The following is a 20,316-nucleotide window of genomic DNA, read 5'->3' as shown; positions in this document are numbered from 1 at the left end:
CCCGACCGCGAGCCGGCCCGAGCCCGAGTCCCGGCCGCGATTCCCAGCCCGAGCCGCGAGTCCCAGCCCGAGCCCGAATGGGACTCAGCCCGCCACGACCTCGCCCAGTACCCGGGCCGCCCGCTCCACGTCCGCGAACCCGACGTACAGCGGCGTGAACCCGAACCGCAGTACGTCCGGCCGTCGGAAGTCGCCGACGACGCCCCGCTCGATGAGCCGCGCCATCACCTCCCCCGCGTCGGAGCACCGCAGCGCGATCTGGCTCCCGCGCTCGGCATGCGCGACCGGTGTCACGCACTCGACGCGCCCTTCCGGGACGTACTCGTCGACGCACTCCAGGAAGAAGTCGGTCAGGGCGAGGGACTTGGCCCGTACGGCGTCGATGCCGACCCCGTCCCAGACCTCGAGGGCCGACTCCAGGGCGAGCATCGAGAGGATGTCCGGCGTACCGACCCGCCCGCGCGTCGCACCCGGGGCGGGGGCGTACTCGGGCCGCATACCGAAGGGGTCGGCGTGCGAGGTCCAGCCGGGCAGGGGCGAGTCGAACCGCTCCTGGTGTGCCTGGTTCACGTACAGATAGGCGGGCGAACCGGGCCCGCCGTTCAGGTACTTGTAGGTGCACCCCACGGCGAGATCGACCCCGTGCTCGTCGAGCCCGACCGGCAGGGCGCCCGCGCTGTGGCACAGGTCCCATACGGCCAGCGCGCCGGACGCGTGGATCGCGGCCGTGAGGGCGGGCAGGTCGTGCAGCCGGCCGGTGCGGTAGTCGACGTGGTTGAGCAGCACGGCGGCGGTACGGTCGCTCAACTCCCCCGGTACGGCGCCCGGTTCGACAGCACGCAACGTGCAGCCGGTCATCCGGGCGGCGGACTCGGCGATGTAACCGTCGGTGGGAAAGGTGGCGGCGTCGACAAGGATCTCGTCCCGACCACTGCCCTTCCTGTTCCCCTCGCCACCCCCCGCCAGCCGCACCGCACCCACAAGTGCCTTGAAAACATTGACACTTGTCGAGTCGCCGACGACGACCTGTCCGGCCGCCGCGCCCACCAGCGGAGCGATACGGTCACCGATCCGCTCGGGCGCGGTCCACCATCCGCTCTCGTCCCAGGACCGGATGCGCAGCTCGCCCCACTCCCGGCGCACGACGTCGTCGAGCCGGCCGGGGACGGACGCGGGCAGCGCGCCGAGCGAGTTCCCGTCCAGGTAGGTGACACCGAAGTCGAGCACGAACTGCGCGCGCAGCTCGGCGAGTTCGTCGCGCGAATCCAGTTCCCGGGCCAGATCGTCCTTGGCAGGCAGCAGCTTGGGGGCGGGCAGCTCAGACATGGGACCTCGCCGTCCACAGCTCGGGGAACACGTTCTTCTGCGCCCGCTTCTCCAGCCAGGCCACGCCGGCGGAGCCACCGGTACCGGCCTTGGCGCCCATGGCCCGCCGGGTGGCGACGAGATGGTCGTTGCGCCAACGCCACACCAGCTCGGCGACGTCCGTCAACACCTCGCCGAGACGGGCGAGTTCGGCCTCCGGGTCACCGGAGTAGAGGGTGGTCCAGGCGGCCTCGACCTCGGCCGAGGGCTCGTACTTCTGGGACACGTCCCGGGACAGGACAGCGTCCGGAACGGCGTACCCGCGCCGCGCGAGCAGCCCCAACACCTCGTCGTACAGGCTCGGTTCGTGCAGCGCCTTCTCCAGCTCGGCGTGCACACGGGGGGCGGCGCGGTGCGGTACGAGCATCGACGCGGACTTGTCGCCGAGCAGGAACTCCATCCGCCGGTACATCGCGGACTGGAACCCGGACCCCTCACCGAGGGCGGCGCGGTACGAGTTGAACTGGGCCGGGGTGAGCTGGGCGAGGGGACGCCACGAGGCGTTGAGCGCGTCCAGCTCACGCACGGAACGCTTGAGCGCGGCGACGGCGGTCGGGACATCATCCCCGCGCAACGCCTTCGCGGCGGTCTCCCACTCGTGCACGATGACCGTGAACCACAGCTCCATGACCTGGGTGGTCACCAGGAAGACCATCTCTCCGGGGTCGTCGGAGAGGGTGTGCTGGAGGTGGGTGAGGACGTCGGCCTGGACGTAGTCCTCGTACGGGGTGGTACCGGCGAAGTCGAGATGCGGGGTCTCGGGCTCCGAAGCCTCGGGGGGCTGGGCCTGGAGGGACATCGCTGTCTCCTGTTGTACTCAGGGTAGCGGTCCGCCCCTGCCGAATTCCGACACGGGGGCCCCGGTCCCCGGGGCATTCAACACAATCGTGCCCCGCCTCCGCAAGGCCCGCCTGTTCACGGGCGGGCCTCGCGCACGGACCGAGGACTACCGAGGACTACTGACCAAGCGTCTGGGCCGCGGTCGGGGAGGAGTCCTTCAGGAACTGGGTGCAGCGCTCGTACTCCTCCTGCTCGCCGATCGAACCGGCGGCACGGGCGAGGGCGTGCAGGGCCCGCAGGAAGCCACGGTTCGGCTCGTGCTCCCACGGCACGGGCCCATGCCCCTTCCAGCCGGCGCGGCGCAGGGAGTCGAGGCCGCGGTGGTACCCGGTACGGGCGTAGGCGTACGACTCCACGACGCTGCCGCGCTCGAACGCGTCGTCGGCGAGCTGGGCCCAGGCGAGGGAGGAGGTGGGGTACTTCGCGGCGACGTCGGCGGGAGCGGTCCCGTTCGCGAGAAGCTCGCGGGGCTCGGGGTAGTCGGGAAGATGGGTGGGGGCGGGACCGCCAAGCAGGTTTTCGTGAAGGCTCATGGGTTCCAGTCTGCTGCATCACGCCGACCGACATTTTCAGCCCGTCCGGCATTTCCAGCCTGTCCGGCGATTGAGGACGAGCGCGTTCAGCGCGAAGGGGGGTCTGGGGGCACAGCCCCCAGGGGCCGGTCACCCTCCCCCGTGCCCACCCCCTCCAGCGGCGGAGCCGTGACGCAGCCATGCGTCCGGCACTCCGGCGTCGCACACCCCACCTCCGGCCTCCGCACCCTCAGGAACGCCAGCACCGACCCCACCACCAAAACCCCCGCACACACCACCATCGCCCGCCGGAACGCCTCGTCGAACACCGCCCCCGACCGGTACGCCTCCGCCCCCATCCCCGTCACCAGCGGCAACGCCGCCACCGCCACCAGCCCCGCCGCCCGCGCCGCCGCGTTGTTGACGCCGCTCGCCAGCCCCGCCCGCTCCGTCCCCACCGACGCCAGCACGCTCGCCGTGAGCGGCGCGACCAGCGTCACCATGCCCAGCCCGAGCACCAGCACGGCGGGCAGCACATCGGCGACGTACGACGCCCCGGCGCCCACCCGCAGCATCAGCAGCATGCCCGCCGCACACAGCAGCGGCCCGACCGTCAGCGGCACGCGCGGCCCGATCCGCTCCGCCAGTTCGCCCGAGCGCGCCGACAGCACCAGCATCAGGGCGGTGGTCGGCAGCAGGGCCGTACCGGCACCCAGGGCCGAGTAGCCGGCCACCACCTGGAGCTGGAGCGCGGCGAGGAAGAAGAAGCCTCCGAAGGCCGCGTACACGCACAGGGTGACCAGGTTGACGGCCGTGAACTGGCGCGAGGCGAAGATGTCGAGCGGCATCATCGCGTCCTCGGCGCGCCGCCGCTCGACGTACACGAAGGCCACCCCCGCCGCGAGGCCGACGACCGCCGTGAGTACGACAACCACGGACCCTGACCTGGCCTCGATCAGTGCGTACGTCACCATCGCGAGGGCGAAAGCCCCCAGGCCCGCGCCCAGGACGTCGAAGCGCCCGTGCCGCGTACGGCCGTCGCCGGACTCGGGGACATGGCGTACGGCGACGGGGGCGCAGAACAGCGCCACCGGGACGTTCAGCAGGAACACCCACCGCCAGCCCGGACCGTCCACCAGCCAGCCGCCCAGGAAGGGGCCCACGGCCGCGCCGATGCCCCCGAAGCCGGACCACAGCCCGACCGCCCGCCCCCGGTCGTCGGGGTGGAAGGAGGCCTGGATGATGGCCAGGGAGCCGGGGGTGAGGAGCGCGCCGCCGATGCCCTGCAGGGCGCGGGCGGCGACGAGGACGCCGGCGTTCGGGGCGAGGCCGCAGAGCAGCGAGGCGACGGCGAACCACACCACCCCGACCACGAAGACCTTGCGGCGGCCGTACCGGTCGCCGAGCGAACCGCCCAGCAGGATCAGCCCGGCCAGCGTCAGCATGTACGCGTTGACCGTCCACTGGAGGGCGGCCAGATCGGCGTCGAGGTCGCGGCCGATGCGTGGCAGCGCGACGTTCACGACCGTCGAGTCCAGCAGGGCCATGCTGGAGCCGAGGACGGTGGCCAGCAGGATCCACCGGCCCTGGGGCGAGGCGAGACGTACGTCCGACATGCCCCAGGTATACAGCGAGCCCGGCGCGGTAGACAGCCGCCGGGCTCGCGGAAAAGCGTACGGACTACTTGATCTTCGTACCGGCCGAGCGCAGGTTCTGCGTGGCCTCGACGACACGCGCGGCCATGCCCGCCTCGGCCAGCTTGCCCCACGTACGCGGGTCGTAGGTCGACTTGGAGCCGACCTCGCCGTCGACCTTCAGGACGCCGTCGTAGTTGCGGAACATGTGGTCGGCGACGGGACGCGTGAAGGCGTACTGGGTGTCGGTGTCGAGGTTCATCTTCACGACGCCGTTCTCCAGCGCGGTGGCGATCTCCTCCGCCGAGGAGCCGGAGCCGCCGTGGAAGACGAAGTCGAACGGCTGGGAGCCGGCCGGCTGCCCGTACTTCGCGGCGACGCCCTCGTTCAGCTCCTTGAGGAGGTCGGGGCGCAGGACGACGTTGCCCGGCTTGTACACGCCGTGGACGTTGCCGAAGGACGCGGCGAGCAGGTAGCGGCCCTTCTCGCCGAGCCCGAGGGCCTCGACCGTACGCAGCGCGTCGTCGACGGTGGTGTAGAGGGAGTCGTTGATCTCGTGCGAGACACCGTCCTCCTCCCCACCCGTCGGCGTGATCTCGACCTCAAGGATGATCTTCGCGGCGGCGGCGCGGGCCAGCAGCTCCTGCGCGATGGAGAGGTTGTCCGCGAGGGTCTCGGCGGAACCGTCCCACATGTGGGACTGGAACAGCGGGTTGCGGCCGGCCTTCACGCGCTCCTCGGAGACCGCGAGCAGCGGACGTACGTACCCGTCGAGCTTGTCCTTCGGGCAGTGGTCCGTGTGCAGGGCGACCGTGACCGGGTACTTCTCGGCGACGATGTGCGCGAACTCGGCCAGGGCGACGGAACCGGTGACCATTTCCTTGCTGTACTGGCCGCCGAGGAACTCCGCACCACCCGTCGAGATCTGGATGATGCCGTCGCTCTCCGCCTCCGCGAAGCCGCGCAGGGCAGCGTGCAGGGTCTGGGTCGAGGTCACGTTGATGGCCGGGTAGGCGAACGTGCCTGCCTTTGCCCGGTCAAGCATTTCGCTGTAGACCTCAGGGGTTGCGATGGGCATGTGTCCGCTCCTCGTGATGTGCGGGTTGGCGATCTGTAGATCTGGCGTACTGCGTTACCTGCGGCCCTGACCTAGACCCGGTTGCGAGACCTGGGAAGCGACGTCATCGTCGACCCCATCTTTCCAGACGTTTCCGTCCAGATGCCCGGCCCGGTACTCGGAGCGGTGACCCGGTACTCAGTCCAGGCCCAGGTCGCTCTTCGAGTACGCGAAGAGGTACGGCACCCCGGCGCCCTGCTCGATCTTCTCGGCGGCGCCCGTCGCCCGGTCGACGATGGTCGCCACGCCCACCACCTCGGCGCCGGCCTCGCGCACGGCCGCCACGGCGGTGAGCGGCGAGTCGCCGGTCGTGGACGTGTCCTCGACGACCAGCACCCGCCGCCCCACGATGCTGGGCCCCTCGACGCGCTTCTGCATCCCGTGTGCCTTGGCCGCCTTGCGCACGACGAACGCGTCGAGGCGCTGTCCGCGAGCCGCGGCGGCGTGCATCATCGCCGTGCCGACGGGGTCGGCGCCCATCGTCAGCCCGCCCACGGCGTCGAACTCGAGCCCGGCCTCGGCCGCCAGGTCGAGCAGCACCTGTCCGACCAGCGGCGCGGCCTGGCCGTCGAGGGTGACGAGGCGGAGGTCGATGTAGTAGTCGGCCTCAAGACCCGACGACAGGGTCACCCTGCCGTGCACGACGGCCTTGTCCTTGATCTGCCGCAGCAGCGCGCCGCGTACGTCCACGTCGTTGTCGCTTTCCATGCCTGCACTCATGCCCGCCAGCCTAGACGGGGTCGTCAGAGGGCTCGCCAGCTCCACGTCATCGTGGCTTCGAGGGGCTCGATGGGCGTGACGAGACGCGGCAGGGTGTTGAGCCCGTTGGGCGGGCCGGTCTGCGGCTCCACACACACGGCGGCGTCCTGCTCGTCGTACACGACGACCCACTTCTCGGGGCTGGTCACCCTCAGCTCCAGACGCTGCGGCCAGGTGAGGGTGACGTCGACGCCGTCGGGCATGCCGAAGCAGTCGTCCCAGGGACCGGGCTTCGGGTCGATCCGCTCCCCGGTGGGCAGGTGGTCGTCGCCGCGCTCCTCCTGCCAGGCGGGCGTGAAGGCGACCTGCACCTCCGCCGGTGCGTCCGCCCCGCCGAGGTTCCGGTTGAACCAGGGGTGCCAGCCGATCTGCGCCGGGAAGGAATCGGCGTACGCCTCCACGGACATGGTGAGCGTGAGGGAGTCCGGGGTCAGCGCGACGAGTTGGGTGACGCGCCCGGCGTAGGGCCACGGCTCCACGAGGTCGTACGTGATCACGGCCTCGTCGGCGGTGGTGCGGGCGACGCGCCAGGCGCCGTCGCGGACGGTGCCGTGGATGGCGTGCGGCGGGGAGTTGAGGGGGAGTTGGCGTACGGTGCCGCCGTCGAGGAACCGGCCGTCGCGGGTACGCCCGCACCAGGGAACCATCGGGAAGCACCCGAACCGCTCCCCTTGCCGCAGCAGTTCGACTCCGTCGACGCGCAGCCCTCCGACCCGGCCGCCGTTCCCCGGCTGCACGGTCACCTCCGCGTCACCCGCGGCCAGCGTGATCTCATCGTCACTCACACACCGACCCTACCGGGCAGGCACGTCTGCCCGGCCCGACGTTCACAGCCCGGGCCTTGTTTCCCACCCACCCACCCGTTCACCGCACGAACTCAGCGCGGACCCGGCCATCCCCCCAGCCCGTTGGGGGTCCCCCCTCTGGGGGAGTTTGAGGACGAGGCCCGTTCAGGACCGACAAGCGGGGGTCTGGGGGCGCCGCCCCCAGGGACGGGACGGGTAGCGGCGGCGGGGGCGAAACAACCCCCCACCACCTCAGCGCCGCTTCCTCAGCACCCGCCCCACCACAATCACCGACGCCACCACCAACGCCGCAGCCGGCGCGGCCCACCGCAACGTCACGTTCCCCGCCACCTGCTCCGGAGGCGGCACCGGCGCATACCGCCCCCGAGGCGGCGCATGGTCCACTTCCTCCGCACTGCGCCCGATCATCGTCCGACGCGCATGCGCGGCCTCGGCAGGCGGCCCACCGGCATCCGCGAACCCCTCGGAGACCTGCTCCCCCTCGTCGAGATCCTCGTCAGCGAGCGCACCAGGATCATCGGGAACGTCGACGTCGGGAACCTGGATCTCCACAACCGCCGGAGACTCCCCGAACGCCCCGGACGGCTCAACCTCCTCCGAGCCCTCCGCCCCCTCCGGATCCTCGGAGACCGCCGGCTGCTCCCCCGCGACCTCCCCCAGGCCCTCCCCGAACCGCCGCAACAACCGCACCCCCGCCGCAGCGACGGCCTCCGCGGGAAGGTCGGCCACTCGCCCGTCCGCCGTAACCGTGCCCTCGAACGCCAACAAGGACCCGCCCCCACCCTGGACCCCCCGCACCCGCAACGTCAGGGCCACCTTCACCGCCCCGCCACCACGCACCTCGACGGCGTCACCCTCCACGACGTACACGTACTCCCCGTCGTCCCGCCCGTCCGCGACAGCGACCCGCAGGGCCCCGCGATACGTGATCGTGTGCCCCCCGATACGCACCTTCAGCCGCCCGGCGACCCCCGCGACGGCGGGCTCGGTGCCCGCGTCCTGCTGGAGTCCGGGGACCGCCCGGGCGATGCGCGCGGGGTCGGCGAGCACGTCCCTCAGCCGCTCCGCCAAAACCGGAACGAACACCTCATGGTCCATGAAACCCGAGGGTACCCAGCACGACCCGCACCGCACCCGCGCATCCCGGGATTCCCACGGGATCCCCCAGGATCCACACCCGCGCGGCCCCACCCGCGGCGCTCTCCCGGCACCCCGCCCCTCAGTAACGCGGATGCACCAGGGTCGAAGCCCGCACCCCCACCACCCGCATCCGTGCCGCGGCCCGCGCGTCCGCCGCCAGCCCCGCCTGGGTGAGTGTCCGCAGCCGGGGCGCGGTGGCCCCGTCCACCCGCAGCCGGGGCGTGGGCCCCTCGGCCGTCGCCAGCACGAACCCCCAGTCCCGCGGGGCCCGTACCACCCCCGGCCCCGTACGGTCGGGGCCGGCCACGCGATACGGCACCGTCCAGAGCCCGGCGGCCCGCATGGTCGTCTCGACGGTCCAGAAGGCGCGTGGCCGGACCGAGACCGGGCCACCGTGCACGACCAGCCGGCCGCCGTCGGTCAGCACCTGCCGCGCCAGCCCGTAGAACTCCTGGGAGTACAGCTTCGTACTCGCGGTGATGCCCGGATCCGGCAGATCCGAGACGACGACGTCGTACGCGGCCCGCGCACCGCGCAGCAGCCGGAAGGCGTCCGCCGTCGTGACATGGACGCGCGGGTCGTCGAACGCGTGCGCGTTCAGCGCGGCGAGGGCCGGGTCCCGGCGCGCCAGCCGCACCACGCCCGCGTCGAGCTCGACGACGTCCACCCGCCGTACGCCCGGATGGCGCAGCACCTCCCGCACGGCGAGCCCGTCGCCGCCGCCGAGGACGAGCACGCGCGCGTGCGGGCCGTCCATCGCGGGGTGGACGAGCGCCTCGTGGTAGCGCCGCTCGTCGCGCCCGCCGACCCGCAGCCGGCCGTCCAGGAACAGGTTCAGCGGCCGGCCGTCCGAGCCGCCGGTGAGAACGACCTCCTGTACGCCGGTCCGCAGCGCCACGCGTACGTCGTCGCCGTACATCGCGTGCCGGGCGGCGCGTTCGAAGTCGTCGACGAGTACGGCCGCTGCGGCCAGGACCCCGATCACGGTCACGTTGGCCACCACCAGCAGCCAGCGTCCGCGCCGGGTGAGGTCCCGCCGGAACAGGCCGAGGACGAGGGCGCCGCCGACCAGCGCGTTGACCGTGCCGGTGAGCAGGGTGCCGGTGAGCTGGCCGAGCCAGGGCAGCAGGAGGAAGGGGAAGGCGAGGCCGCCCACCAGCGCGCCCACGTAGTCGGCGGCGAACAGGTCGGCGACCGCGCCGCCCGCGTCCTGGCGGCGGATGCGCTGGATGAGCTCCATGAGCAGCGGTACCTCGGTGCCGATGAGCAGACCGATGACGAGGGAGAAGGTGACGAGCAGGACGCGGGGGCCGTTCGCCCACAGGCCGCCCCAGCCGCCGGTCCACGCGAACACCGCGTACAGGGCCATCGCGCTGGATCCGCCGACCAGCGCGAGCGCCGCCTCGACCGCGGCGAAGCCGGCCGCGGCACGGCAGCGCAGACGTTTCGCGGCCAGCGAGCCGATGCCCATCGCGAACACCATCACGGAGAGCACGACGGACGCCTGGGTGACCGAGTCGCCGATGAGGTACGAGGCGAGCGCGACGAGTTCCAGTTCGTACACCAGTCCGCAGGCCGCACAGACGAAGGCGCCGGCGAGGACCAGGAACCGGCCTGCGCCGGGCCGGACGGGCAGCCGCGCGGGGCTGCCCCAGGACGGGGGCCTGCCCGGCGGGGCCGACACGTGCGGTTCAATCACGCTGGGAACGCTACGTCACACTCTCGGTACGCTTCGTCACCCACACGTGTGGTCTTTGTTTACGCGCACGGAGCCGGCGCGAAGGCCCGGATCAGCCGCCGCCCGCCGCCCGGACGCCCCGCGGACGCCCACAGACCACCGCCTGGACGCCCCACCGACGCCCGTGAGCCGCCGCGCGGACAGCCACCAGCGCCCGGGGACCGTCACTCAAAGGGCCACGAGCGCCCGCAGGCCGTCACCCGGACAGCCCGCCGACGCCCGTGGGCCGCCGCCCGGACGGCCGCCAGCACCCGGGGACCGACACTCAGACGGCCGGCCACCGGCGCCCGTGGGCCGCGCCCCGACAACCGCCACCGCCCGTGGGCCTCGCTCAGAGGGCTGCCGCCACCCGCACCCCCACCCGTGTCCTGGTCGCCACCAGTTGTCCGTCCTGTGGATAGGCGTGCCAGGTCCGCCAGTGCACCTGCCCCTCGTGGCGCTGGGCCAGCATCGCGGTGAAGGCGTGCGGGCTGCCGGGGAAGACGCCCGCCAGGCCGTGGGGATGGTCGGCGACCAGGGCCAGCAGCTCCTGGGCGCGCCCGGCGAACGATCCCGGTGACAGGACCTCGACTCTCGCCGCGAACTCGTATTCCCAGTCGTCGACCCGTTTGGCCACGCCGAGAGGAAGGGGGGTACTGGAACCCGGGATGCACGCGACCGTCTCCGAACAGATGCCCTGCCGCTCCTCCAGAAGGACCTGGTGGGAGGCGCCGAGGAGTCTCAACTGGAGTTTCGCGTCCGCCAGTTCGAGGTCGAGGGTGGCGAGGGCGGGCAACGGCTCCCGGCCCAGGGCCCAGGCGAGGTCGGCCGCGCGCGTGTCGGTGTAGGTGGTGTTCAGGGTCGTGAGCATGGATCGGCTCCGCTGGCACGCAAAGGGAGGGGAGATGTGGGTGAGCAAGGTAGGACGAGCGAGGTGGGGGTCGGGCGCGCTACCGGTCGACACGGGTCGACACCGGGAGATCGGCCCGGTCAGCCCAGTCATGAGGAACATCCGGGGGCAGGGGACGTCCGAGGGGCTGTGTTGGTGGTTTAGAGGGAATCATGAACAGTGGCGCCGTCACAGCGTTTTTACCCAACTTCGTGGGGTTTCCATCCCTCAGAGGGCTTCACAGCTCAACTGTTCAACCGCGGCGTACGCCCGAGCGTGCGAAGGACGCCCGCAAGCGGTCGTACGAACGCCCGCCGGGACGACGTGTTCGCACGTCCTCCCGGCGGGCGTTCACCCCGCGGTCCGGATACGGTTCCCCCTTCCGGAGCTCAGCTGCCCCGTGTCAGCTGCCTCCACCGCATCCGCCCCCGCCTCCCCCGCAGGACGATCCGCCGCCACAGGACGAGCCGCCTCCGCAGGAGGAACTCGAACCGCACGACGAGCTGCTCCCGGAGTCACCGGCACTGCTGGATCCCGCCGCTCCCCCGGCCCACCAGCTGTCACTTCCCCGGTTCCGCCGCCCGCGCCGGTAGTGCGCCGCCTGGACGCGCTGCCGGCTCCCCCGGGAAGCCCGGACCGCCGTGCTCACCACGGTCACCACGATGAACAGACCCGCCAGGATGACAAGGGCGATGATGGCCACAACCATGACGTCACCCTCCTTTCGTTCCCCCGAGGCGGCCCCCCGTGGGCGCCTCTCCGTCTTGCGTGACGGGGGGATGCCCGCTTGTCTCACCCGCCAAAGCAGAGTTGAGGAAGTCCAGAGCTTCGGCGCAGGATGACGACCATGACCAGCAGCGCACGCCCCTTCCTCAATCGCCGGCTCGCCGAGTTCGGGACGACGATCTTCGCCGAGATGTCGGCGCTCGCCGTCGCCACCGGCTCGATCAACCTCGGCCAGGGTTTCCCGGACACCGACGGACCCGAGGAGATCCGCGAGGCGGCCGTACGGGCGCTGCGCGACGGCCGCGGCAACCAGTACCCGCCGGGTCCGGGCGTCCCCGAGCTGCGTACGGCGATCGCGGCGCACCAGGAGCGCCGGTACGGGCTGTCGTACGACCCCGACCGCGAGGTCCTGGTGACGGCGGGCGCGACGGAGGCCATCGCGGCGACCCTGCTGGCCCTGGTGGAGCCCGGCGACGAGGTGATCGCCCTGGAGCCCTACTACGACTCCTACGCGGCGTGCATCGCGATGGCGGGCGGCACCCGCGTGCCGGTCACACTGCGCCCCCACGAGGGCTCGTTCCGCCTGGACCTGGACGAGCTGCGGGCAGCCGTGACGCCCCGCACCCGTCTGCTCCTGGTCAACACCCCGCACAATCCGACGGGCACCGTCCTGACCCATGACGAACTGACCGCCATCGCACAGCTCGCCGTGGAGCGCGACCTGCTGGTGGTCACCGACGAGGTGTACGAACACCTGGTCTTCGACGACGCCGTCCATCTGCCGCTGGCCTCCTTCCCCGGGATGCGCGAACGAACGGTCTCTATCGGGAGCGCCGGGAAGACGTTTTCGTTCACCGGATGGAAAGTGGGCTGGGTCACATCCACCCCGGACCTGGTCACGGCCGTGCGTTCGGCGAAGCAGTTCCTGACGTACGTGGCGTCGGGCCCGTTCCAGTACGCGGTGGCGGAGGCGCTGGCCCTCCCGGACACGTACTTCGAGGCGTTCCGCGAGGACATGAGGGTCAAGCGGGACCTCCTGTCGGCGGGGCTCACAGCGGCGGGCTTCAAGGTGTTCCGACCCTCGGGCACGTACTTCATCACCACCGACATCCGCCCCTTGGGCGAGACGGACGGCTTCGCCTTCTGCCGCGCCCTCCCGGAACGGGCCGGCGTGGTCGCGATCCCGAACGCGGTCTTCTACGACCACCGCGAGGAGGGCGCACCGTTCGTACGGTTCGCGTTCTGCAAGCGGACATCTGTGCTGGAGGAGGCGGCGGCCCGGCTGAAGGCACTCGGGAACTAGCGGACGGTCGCCCGGAAACGGCGAGAGCCCGGCCTTCCCGGCCGGGCTCCTTCATGCGGACACGCACAGGCGTAGAAGCAGAACTACTGTGCGTCGTCCTCGGGCTTCTCCTCGTCCTCGGCGTCCGGCTCCAGGCCGAGCTGCTCGACGAGCCACTTGTCGAACTCGATCGCGGCCCGCACCCAGCTCACCGTCGACGACACGAAGTGCTCCAGGCTGACGCCCGTCCCGATCAGCATCTGCGCCTCGCCGATCAGGCGAACGGTGCCGTCGTCGTGCGTGTGGCTGTACACCTTGGGCCACAGGGTCCGCCGGTTCCAGTCGTCGATCGACTCGAGCAGCGCGGGCTTCCCCTCGATCGGGTGGGGCCGGTCGTAGAACGTCCGCACCGAGAAGACCTGCTGGTCACCCTCACCACGGAACATGAAGTACGTACGGAACTGCTCCCACGGCGCGGCGAGGTCACCCTCGTCGTCGATGACGTACTTCAGCTCCATCTGTTCCAGGAGCTGCTTCACAAGGTCCTGATCCGGGACTACGGGGCCTGCCGGTCCTTGCTGCGGCTCGGGCTGGCCCCCGAAGTTAGGGATCGAGGACGGGTCGATGGTCATACGTGAACACTCCTGCAGTCGTCTGGCTCGTCCGGCCATCGCTGAGACCAGACGTACGCTCCCCACCCTCTCTTGCTTCGCCCCCGACCGGCAACAGCCGTCCTGCCGCACCGGCCGTGAGCGTCCGAAAACAGCGTGCCGCAGCCACCGGCTACAGCGTCTTGCCCGTGGCCGGCCCCGCCGCCGGTCCAGGCGTCGGCTCCGCAGCCGGCCCCACGATCAGACCGTCCCCGAACGCGTCCACCCGTACCGTGTCGCCGTCCTTGACCTCGCCCGCCAGGATCTCCTTGGCGAGGCGGTCGCCGATCGCCGTCTGGATGAGGCGACGGAGGGGACGGGCGCCGTAGGCCGGGTCGTTGCCCTCGTCGGCGAGCCAGGCCAGGGCGGCCGGGGTGACGTCCAGCGTCAGACGGCGTTCGGCCAGGCGCTTGGCGAGGCGGTCGATCTGGAGGCCCGCGATGCGCTCCAGTTCCCGCCCGTTCAGGGCGGAGAAGACGACCATGTCGTCCAGGCGGTTCAGGAACTCCGGCTTGAAGGAGGCCCGGACCACCTCCAGCACCTGCTGCTTCTTCTCCTCCGCCGAGGTCAGCGGCTCCACCAGGTACTGGCTGCCGAGGTTCGACGTCAGGATCAGGATCGCGTTGCGGAAGTCGACGGTCCGGCCCTGACCGTCCGTGAGGCGGCCGTCGTCCAGGACCTGGAGCAGGACGTCGAAGACCTCCGGGTGGGCCTTCTCGACCTCGTCCAGGAGCACCACGCTGTACGGGCGGCGCCGCACCGCTTCCGTCAGCTGGCCGCCCTCCTCGTAGCCGATGTAGCCGGGCGGGGCGCCGACGAGGCGGGCGACGCTGTGCTTCTCGCCGTACTCCGACATGTCGATGCGGACCATCGCCCGCTCGTCGTCGAAGAGGAAGTCGGCCAGCGCCTTCGCCAGCTCCGTCTTGCCGACGCCTGTCGGGCCCAGGAAGAGGAAGGAGCCGGTCGGGCGGTCGGGGTCGGCGATGCCCGCGCGGGTCCGCCGTACGGCGTCCGAGACCGCCTGGACGGCCTCCGACTGGCCGATCAGACGGCGGCCCAACTCCTCCTCCATGCGCAGGAGTTTCTGGGTCTCGCCCTCCAGGAGACGGCCGGCGGGGATACCGGTCCAGGCGCCGACCACGTCCGCGATGTCGTCGGGGCCGACCTCCTCCTTGACCATGGTGTCCCTGGAGGCCTCCACCTCGGCCTCGGAGGCTTCCTCCAAGTCCCTTTCCAGGGTGGGGATCTCGCCGTAGAGGAGCTTGGAGGCGGAGTCGAAGTCGCCGTCTCGCTGGGCCCGTTCGGCCTGGCCGCGCAGTTCGTCGAGCTTCTCCTTCAGCTCACCGACCCGGTTGAGGGACTGCTTCTCCTTCTCCCAACGGGCCGTCAGACCGCGCAACTCCTCCTCCTTGTCGGCGAGATCGCGGCGCAGCCGTTCCAGTCGCTCGCGCGAGGCGGGGTCGGTCTCCCTCTCCAGCGCGAGTTCCTCCATCTTCAACCGGTCCACGGCGCGCTGGAGTTCGTCGATTTCGAGGGGCGAGCTGTCGATTTCCATCCGAAGCCTCGACGCCGCCTCGTCGACCAGGTCGATCGCCTTGTCGGGGAGGAAGCGGGAGGTGATGTAGCGGTCGGACAGGGTCGCCGCCGCGACCAGCGCGCTGTCGGCGATGACGACCTTGTGGTGGGCCTCGTACCGGCCCTTGAGGCCGCGCAGGATCGCGATCGTGTCCTCGACGGAGGGTTCCGCGACCAGGACCTGCTGGAAGCGGCGCTCCAGGGCGGGGTCCTTCTCGATCCGCTCGCGGTACTCGTCGAGGGTCGTCGCGCCGACCATGCGCAGTTCACCACGCGCCAGCATCGGCTTCAGCATGTTGCCGGCGTCCATCGAGGAGTCGCCGCCGGCGCCCGCGCCGACGACCGTGTGGAGCTCGTCGATGAAGGTGATGATCTGGCCGTCGGAGCCCTTGATCTCCGCCAGGACCGTCTTCAGGCGCTCCTCGAACTCACCCCGGTACTTCGCCCCGGCGACCATCGCACCGAGGTCCAGGGAGACGAGGCGCTTGTTCTTCAGGGACTCCGGTACGTCGCCCTTCACGATGCGCTGGGCGAGGCCCTCGACGACGGCAGTCTTGCCCACGCCCGGTTCGCCGATGAGGACCGGGTTGTTCTTCGTACGGCGGGACAGGACCTGGACGACCCGGCGGATCTCCTGGTCACGGCCGATGACCGGGTCGAGCTTGCCCTCCCGGGCGGCGGCCGTGAAATCCGTACCGAACTTCTCCAGGGCCTTGTACTGGCCCTCGGGGTCGGCTGTGGTCACGCGACGCCCTCCCCTGCTCTTCTGGAACGCGTCCAGCAGCTTCTTCGCGCCGGCGCCCTGCTGGGAGAGTACGTCCCCGGCGGGGCCGCCCTTCGCGGCGATACCGATGAGGAGATGCTCGGTGGAGAGGTACTCGTCACCGAGCTCCTTCGCCCGTTCGGCCGCATCGGCGATGACCGAAAGAAGTTCCCTGCTGGGCTGCGGGGGCGCGACGGTCGAGCCGGCCACGCTGGGCAGGTTCGCGAGGACGCGCTCGGCGCCCGTGCGTACGGCCGCCTGGTCGGCCTCGGCCGCGACCAGCAGGTCGATGATGTTCTCGTTGTCCTCCCCCGCGAGCAACGCCAGCAGCAGGTGCGCGGGGGTCAGGTCCGCGTGCCCCCCGGACACGGCCCTGCTGGTGGCCGCGTTGATCGCGTCCCGGCTCCTGTTGGTCAGCTCGGCGTCCACGGTCGCTGTCTCCCTTCCCTGTCCAGGTCGTGACTGACACGGCCAACGTACACAAAGTTGAGTCTATTCCACTCAAGGTGGGAACGGGACGGCCGGGCAGACCAAAAACCGCCCATCCTCAATGACGGATGGGCGGCGAAGGGGGAGGCCACGAGCGGCTACTTTCAGCCAAGCGGCCAGGTGCGGTACTCGTGACGGACGGGACGGGGGATGCACCCGAACCCTGATATTTCACCGGAAACAGCAGCGGCGTCACCGTGTTCAGGTCACGGTGACGCCGCTACTGGGGGGAAGCGCCTGAGCGATCTACTGCGACGGGGGAATCGCGTCAGGCACTGCGGGGGGTGGCTGAGATGGTCTGTACGTCCTGGAAATCGGGGATATCCGGGATGTCGGGGTGGTCCAGCCGGTGGTCGCGCTGATCCAGGTTCACAAAGATCATTCCGTACCGAATCGCACACCGTACGGGCTGCGGCGCCCCCCGAGGCCGCCGCAGACACCGGTATGCCCTTACGTCCTCTTCGTCGTCCCGCGTCACGACGACCGGCTCTCCGAACACGGTCACCATCAGCGAGTCACCGCTGTGGGGGATGGCGGTGACCAGGTCGATGAAGTGCCAGCCGGAGCGGTAGGCGGTGGCCATTTCGCGACGGAAGGAACGGTCGTCGGGTGGAGTCGTCATGTCATTCCCAAACGCTGTCAAACAGACCGTCGGAGGACTTCGCAAAACTGTCGCTCGCAACTACGGAATGCGCGCTCAGCGGCGGCCAGGTACTGTCCGCCATGCTGTCACCGTGCGTGCCGGACAGGCCACTCACTGCCCCGAAGGTCGCGACGGCGGAGAAGGCTGCGACAAGCGCCCAGCGAAGCATTTTCTTACGCATAATCGGCTTCGTCCTCACTTGAAGGTCCCTCTTTCCCCCGTCGAGTAAGACGATGGCTCATTCGGGCACGTCATGGCCACACAATCGATGCATCATGTTCCTGCACGTTCAGGACCCTGGGGGGTGGAGATTTGGTGATGAATGGGACTAAAGCGACACATCCCCATGCGGTGACCGAGTTGTGCGAGGACGGCAGCCGTCTTTATGCAGCCGCCCTGCGTACCGGGCGCATCGCCCGTTCGGACGTTTCGACCACTCCGTGTCTGATGGAGTTCGCCCTCCTCCACCCCGATCCCGACGACCCGACCTGGCTGCGACCAGTACCCCCGTCGGTGGCACTCACCCAGCGGCTTGACCCCATAGAGCGCGAGATCAGCGAGCGCAGAAGGCACTCGATCGAACTGGTCGACTCGTTCGAGCCGTTCATGGCCCTCACCGCCCAGCCGGCGGCCGGCACACACGCGATCACCGTGCTGGAGGGCAACGACCGGATCAACGCCGCTCTGAACCTCGCTACGGCCCAGTGCCAGACAGAGATGCTCACCGTCCAGCCCAGCCAGGGCGGCGCCCGCCCCGAGCGCAGCCTTCTCCAGGGACTGGAGCGCGACCGCCCGCTGATCGAACGTGGTGTGAAGCTGCGCACGCTGTATCAGCACACGGCCCGCTACAACCCCGAGCGCCTCGCGTACGTGGACCAGTTCGCCGACGGCAAGGTGGAGTACCGCACGATCGACGAGCTGGTCGAGCGCCTCATCATCTGCGACGAGACGGTTGCCTTCATCCCCGTGCGTGACGACCGGCAGGTCGCCCTGGAGCTGCGGCACACGGGTCTGGTCCGCTATCTCATCAAGGTGTTCGAATTCATGTGGAACCGCGCGGTCCCGCTGAGCGCCGGCGCCCCCTACGAGACCGCGCCCGACGGCATCACCGACATCCAGCACTCCATCGCCAAGCTCCTCATCGAGGGCCACGTCGACGAGGCCATCGCCCGCCGCCTCGGGATGAACGTACGCACCTGTCGCGCCCACATCGCCAAGCTGGCCACCGCCCTGGGCAGCGGCAGCCGCGCCCAGCTCGGGTTCCTGATCGCGCAGTCGGGAATCCTCGACCAGGAACACTGAGCACAAGGGAGTCACTGGTGGCCGAAGGGCACCCGCACGGGGCTGAGGAACTGTGCGAGGAAGGCATGAGCCTGTACGTACGAGCGCTGCGCGAGGGGCGGGTCCCGGCGGACGAGGCCGGGACCACCCCCTGTCTGATCGACTTCGGGCTGCTCCAGCCGGACCTTGAGGATCCGCAGCAACTGCGCCCACTGGCTCCCACTGTGGCCCTTACCCGGTTACTGCGCGAGAGCGCGGAGGACACGGCCAGGAGGCGGCAGCAGGAAGCGCTGCTGGCCGAGGCGTTCGAGCCGCTGATACACGTCGACAGCCCGGACGCGGCGGCTGACACACCCCTGATCAGCGTCCTCAACGGTTTCGACCGGATCAACCTGGCCATCTCCCGGGCGATGACCGACGCCACGGGTGAACTCCTCGCCATCCAGCCTCACACGGGCCATCCCACCACGACCCTGACCACCCTGGCCCGCGATCAGGCCCTCCTCGACCGGGGTGCCCGTCTTCGTACCCTCTACCAGCACACGGTCCGCCACTCCCCCGCCGTTCGCGCCCGCTACGAACAGCTGAGGGGCGATGCCGAGGCCCGATCCCTGGACGAGGTCACCGACAGGCTCATCGTCATCGACCGGACCGTCGCCTTCATCCCCGCCAGCCAGGACCGTTCCCTCGCGCTGGAGATCCGCCACCCGGTTCTCGTGCACTACTTCGTCACGACCTTCGAGCGCCTGTGGCGCCTGGCCACCCCCATGTACCCACTGGCCGTCCAACCCCCGTCCGTCAACGGCGTCACCCCCCGCCAGCAAGCCATCGCCGCCCTCCTCGTCGAGGGACACACCGACGCCGTCATCGCGACCCGCCTCGGCATGAACGTCCGTACCGCCCGTGTCCACATCGCCAAGCTCGCCGCCACCCTCGGCAGCGACAGCCGCGCCCAACTCGGTTACCTCATCGGGCAGTCGGGGATTCTGGAGCAGGCGTCGGGGCCGGAGTCGGCGCCGGAAGGCTGAGTGCCGCGCCGCCGTGCGGCGCGGTGACGGCCGGTGGGCCGTCCAGGCCCGCCTGTGCGATCCGCACCCCCAGCTGCGTCCTGCTCGCCGCGCCCAGCGTCTCCGAGAGCCGGGCGATGTGCGCCCTGCAGGTACGGACGCTGATGCCCAGGCGTTCCGCGACCACCGCGTCCTGGTGGCCCTCCGCGAGCAGCGCGGCGATGGACCGCTCCCGGTGCGAGATGCCCACGATGCCCGTGTCGGGGAGCGTGGCCGTCAGCGGGACGGCCAGGCGCCACAGACGGTCGAAGGCGGTGGCGAGGTAGCGCACCAGCGCCGGGTGGCGGATCTCCAGCGCGACCGTCCGCTCCGCGTTCGCCGGGATGAAGGCCACCGTGCGGTCGAAGAGGATCAGCCGCTCGACCACCTCGTCGAGAGTGCGCGCCTCGGCGGCCCCACCCACCAGTTCGAGATAGTTGAGCAGTCCCTGACCGTGCCGGGCCACATGGTTGTACAGGCCGCGCATCCGCACGCCGCGTCCGCGCAGTTCGAGCGCCCGGTGCAGGCCCTCGGAGAGTTCGTACTCGCGACGGATACCGCCGGGCTGGACCGTGAGCACCTCGGTCGTGCACGCCTGGGTCGCCTCGTCCATCGCGGTCTGGATACGGGCGAGACCGTCCAGGACGCGCAGGGCCGTGCCCTCGCCGGAGCCGAACCCGAAACCGGAGCCACTGCCGGACCTGGTACCCGTACCAGTACCCGAACGGGAGCCGGCGTACTGGCTCTCCTCACCGAGGGCGGTGTACCGCTCGAAGGCCGCGACCGCCGAGCCCACCCGGCCCTGGCTCGCGCTGACCTCGTCGTAGACACCGCGCAGCAGCCGGGTCATGACCTCCTGCGGGGAGGTCGGCACCAGCCAGGCCATGTCGTCGGGGTCGGGGTGCAACAGGGCGAGTTCGAGCAGACACGGCGCCGCCTCGGCGTCCCGGCGCGGCACACGGCCCCGCCGTACGGCCCGGGAATACACGCGATCCCCGGCCTCGCACAGTCGGTCAGCACCGTGTGGATGCTCGTCCGTCCCGTGCCCGGCCATCGCCCCATCCCACTACTGGTTCCAGCAC

17 protein-coding genes are annotated in these 20,316 nt (G+C 70.6%); 3 read left to right on the top strand and 14 right to left on the bottom strand.

Translation table 11 applies throughout. From position 1 onward, the window contains the following. Positions 1-84: 84 nt before the first annotated feature. The 10 genes from kynU to ACW4TU_RS24405 all read right to left on the bottom strand — a co-directional run bounded on the left by kynU (position 85) and on the right by ACW4TU_RS24405 (position 10,761). A complete protein-coding gene (kynU, locus tag ACW4TU_RS24450; protein WP_457416914.1) occupies positions 85-1,326 on the bottom strand; it encodes a kynureninase in 1,242 nt (413 codons plus the stop codon). Beyond that, entirely contained in the window at positions 1,319-2,164 is an 846-nt protein-coding gene (locus ACW4TU_RS24445; protein WP_457416913.1) for a tryptophan 2,3-dioxygenase family protein, read from the bottom strand. Before ACW4TU_RS24445 ends, kynU begins: the two co-directional genes overlap by 8 nt. Positions 2,165-2,321: 157 nt before the next feature. Further along, positions 2,322-2,738: a DUF3151 domain-containing protein gene (locus tag ACW4TU_RS24440; RefSeq protein ID WP_164410051.1), complete on the bottom strand. Its 417-nt coding sequence runs from the start codon at positions 2,736-2,738 to the stop codon at positions 2,322-2,324. 86 nt (positions 2,739-2,824) lie between these two features. Further along, a complete protein-coding gene (locus ACW4TU_RS24435; RefSeq protein ID WP_457416912.1) occupies positions 2,825-4,333 on the bottom strand; it encodes an MFS transporter in 1,509 nt (502 codons plus the stop codon). A 64-nt stretch (positions 4,334-4,397) separates the two neighbouring features. After that, positions 4,398-5,429, bottom strand: coding sequence for a class II fructose-bisphosphate aldolase (gene fbaA, locus ACW4TU_RS24430; protein WP_457416911.1), 1,032 nt, complete (start codon positions 5,427-5,429; stop codon positions 4,398-4,400). 177 nt (positions 5,430-5,606) lie between these two features. Continuing rightward, a complete protein-coding gene (gene pyrE, locus ACW4TU_RS24425) occupies positions 5,607-6,188 on the bottom strand; it encodes an orotate phosphoribosyltransferase (RefSeq protein ID WP_457416910.1) in 582 nt (193 codons plus the stop codon). A 23-nt stretch (positions 6,189-6,211) separates the two neighbouring features. Continuing rightward, positions 6,212-7,012 (bottom strand): aldose epimerase family protein, encoded by an 801-nt coding sequence (locus ACW4TU_RS24420; RefSeq protein ID WP_457416909.1) that lies wholly within the window; start codon positions 7,010-7,012, stop codon positions 6,212-6,214. A 252-nt stretch (positions 7,013-7,264) separates the two neighbouring features. Beyond that, positions 7,265-8,131, bottom strand: coding sequence for an SRPBCC domain-containing protein (locus tag ACW4TU_RS24415; RefSeq protein WP_457416908.1), 867 nt, complete (start codon positions 8,129-8,131; stop codon positions 7,265-7,267). Positions 8,132-8,252: 121 nt separating this feature from the next. Further along, complete coding sequence (locus tag ACW4TU_RS24410) at positions 8,253-9,872, bottom strand: polyamine aminopropyltransferase (protein WP_457416907.1); 1,620 nt, start codon at positions 9,870-9,872, stop codon at positions 8,253-8,255. Between the two features lie 370 nt (positions 9,873-10,242). Continuing rightward, positions 10,243-10,761 (bottom strand): DUF2617 family protein, encoded by a 519-nt coding sequence (locus tag ACW4TU_RS24405; protein ID WP_457416906.1) that lies wholly within the window; start codon positions 10,759-10,761, stop codon positions 10,243-10,245. A gap of 856 nt (positions 10,762-11,617) precedes the next feature. On the opposite strand from ACW4TU_RS24405, the gene ACW4TU_RS24400 reads away from it, so the two are divergent. After that, a complete protein-coding gene (locus ACW4TU_RS24400) occupies positions 11,618-12,808 on the top strand; it encodes a pyridoxal phosphate-dependent aminotransferase (protein ID WP_457416905.1) in 1,191 nt (396 codons plus the stop codon). An 83-nt stretch (positions 12,809-12,891) separates the two neighbouring features. On the opposite strand, the gene ACW4TU_RS24395 is transcribed toward ACW4TU_RS24400, so the two are convergent. From ACW4TU_RS24395 to ACW4TU_RS24385, 3 genes are all read right to left on the bottom strand, one after another. Next, on the bottom strand, positions 12,892-13,419 hold the full coding sequence (locus ACW4TU_RS24395; RefSeq protein WP_457416904.1) for a YbjN domain-containing protein: 528 nt from the start codon (positions 13,417-13,419) through the stop codon (positions 12,892-12,894). 151 nt (positions 13,420-13,570) lie between these two features. After that, positions 13,571-16,204 (bottom strand): ATP-dependent chaperone ClpB, encoded by a 2,634-nt coding sequence (gene clpB, locus ACW4TU_RS24390; RefSeq protein WP_457416903.1) that lies wholly within the window; start codon positions 16,202-16,204, stop codon positions 13,571-13,573. 328 nt (positions 16,205-16,532) lie between these two features. Beyond that, positions 16,533-16,886, bottom strand: a complete 354-nt coding sequence (locus ACW4TU_RS24385; RefSeq protein ID WP_457416902.1) for a hypothetical protein — start codon at positions 16,884-16,886, stop codon at positions 16,533-16,535. A gap of 339 nt (positions 16,887-17,225) precedes the next feature. Here ACW4TU_RS24385 and ACW4TU_RS24380 point away from each other — a divergent pair, with 339 nt between their 5' ends. Both ACW4TU_RS24380 and ACW4TU_RS24375 read left to right on the top strand, forming a co-directional pair. Then, positions 17,226-18,209 (top strand): helix-turn-helix transcriptional regulator, encoded by a 984-nt coding sequence (locus ACW4TU_RS24380; RefSeq protein WP_457430279.1) that lies wholly within the window; start codon positions 17,226-17,228, stop codon positions 18,207-18,209. A gap of 17 nt (positions 18,210-18,226) precedes the next feature. Beyond that, entirely contained in the window at positions 18,227-19,216 is a 990-nt protein-coding gene (locus ACW4TU_RS24375; protein WP_457416901.1) for a helix-turn-helix transcriptional regulator, read from the top strand. Here the strand turns inward: ACW4TU_RS24375 and ACW4TU_RS24370 are convergent. Next, positions 19,155-20,288, bottom strand: coding sequence for a helix-turn-helix transcriptional regulator (locus tag ACW4TU_RS24370; protein ID WP_457416900.1), 1,134 nt, complete (start codon positions 20,286-20,288; stop codon positions 19,155-19,157). The two genes, ACW4TU_RS24375 and ACW4TU_RS24370, sit on opposite strands and share 62 nt — an antisense overlap. Positions 20,289-20,316 lie beyond the last annotated feature (28 nt).

The organism is Streptomyces kryoterrae (assembly GCF_054072135.1).
This window is presented reverse-complemented; position numbering and strand designations above follow the sequence as displayed.

What these genes read in the sequence shown, in the direction of transcription:
- pyrE (WP_457416910.1), bottom strand. Translation starts at nt 6,188, where the DNA reads ATGAGTGCAGGCATGGAAAGCGACAACGACGTGGACGTACGCGGCGCG.
- ACW4TU_RS24440 (WP_164410051.1), bottom strand. Translation starts at nt 2,738, where the DNA reads ATGAGCCTTCACGAAAACCTGCTTGGCGGTCCCGCCCCCACCCATCTT.
- ACW4TU_RS24385 (WP_457416902.1), bottom strand. Translation starts at nt 16,886, where the DNA reads ATGACGACTCCACCCGACGACCGTTCCTTCCGTCGCGAAATGGCCACC.
- ACW4TU_RS24445 (WP_457416913.1), bottom strand. Translation starts at nt 2,164, where the DNA reads ATGTCCCTCCAGGCCCAGCCCCCCGAGGCTTCGGAGCCCGAGACCCCG.
- ACW4TU_RS24435 (WP_457416912.1), bottom strand. Translation starts at nt 4,333, where the DNA reads ATGTCGGACGTACGTCTCGCCTCGCCCCAGGGCCGGTGGATCCTGCTG.
- ACW4TU_RS24395 (WP_457416904.1), bottom strand. Translation starts at nt 13,419, where the DNA reads ATGACCATCGACCCGTCCTCGATCCCTAACTTCGGGGGCCAGCCCGAG.
- ACW4TU_RS24415 (WP_457416908.1), bottom strand. Translation starts at nt 8,131, where the DNA reads ATGGACCATGAGGTGTTCGTTCCGGTTTTGGCGGAGCGGCTGAGGGAC.
- ACW4TU_RS24400 (WP_457416905.1), top strand. Translation starts at nt 11,618, where the DNA reads ATGACGACCATGACCAGCAGCGCACGCCCCTTCCTCAATCGCCGGCTC.
- kynU (WP_457416914.1), bottom strand. Translation starts at nt 1,326, where the DNA reads ATGTCTGAGCTGCCCGCCCCCAAGCTGCTGCCTGCCAAGGACGATCTG.
- ACW4TU_RS24370 (WP_457416900.1), bottom strand. Translation starts at nt 20,288, where the DNA reads ATGGCCGGGCACGGGACGGACGAGCATCCACACGGTGCTGACCGACTG.
- fbaA (WP_457416911.1), bottom strand. Translation starts at nt 5,429, where the DNA reads ATGCCCATCGCAACCCCTGAGGTCTACAGCGAAATGCTTGACCGGGCA.
- ACW4TU_RS24405 (WP_457416906.1), bottom strand. Translation starts at nt 10,761, where the DNA reads ATGCTCACGACCCTGAACACCACCTACACCGACACGCGCGCGGCCGAC.
- ACW4TU_RS24380 (WP_457430279.1), top strand. Translation starts at nt 17,226, where the DNA reads ATGAATGGGACTAAAGCGACACATCCCCATGCGGTGACCGAGTTGTGC.